Here is a 406-nt window from a genome sequence, read left to right on the forward strand (position 1 = left end):
CACCCCTACCCGCTCATGGTGCGCCACTTCCAGTCCGTCATCGGCAGCGAAGCCCGCGCCCAGATGCTGGAATTTGCCGGCCGTCTGCCCGACGTGGCCATGGCCTGCGTGGGCGGCGGCTCCAATGCCGTGGGCCTGTTCTCCGGCTTCGTGCATGACGAGGGCGTGCGCCTTATCGGCGTGGAGCCCGGCGGCCGCGGCAACGGCTACGGCCAGCATGCGGCCTCGCTCTGCTACGGCGAGCCCGGCGTTCTGCACGGCTTCAATTCCTACATGATCAAGAACGACAAGGGCGAGGCCGGCGAGGTCTACTCCATCTCCGCCGGTCTGGACTATCCTTCCGTGGGCCCCGAACTGGCCGAACTCAAGGATGCCGGTCGCGCCGAATACGTGAGCATCACCGACG

General features: G+C 67.2%; 1 pseudogene. It reads left to right on the forward strand.

The window, feature by feature from the left end:
- Positions 1-406, forward strand: a pseudogene (locus tag JWG43_RS18955) (tryptophan synthase subunit beta); the annotation flags it as partial.

Origin of the sequence: Desulfobulbus alkaliphilus (genome assembly GCF_016918545.1) — a bacterium.
GTDB lineage: Bacteria > Desulfobacterota > Desulfobulbia > Desulfobulbales > Desulfobulbaceae > Desulfobulbus > Desulfobulbus alkaliphilus.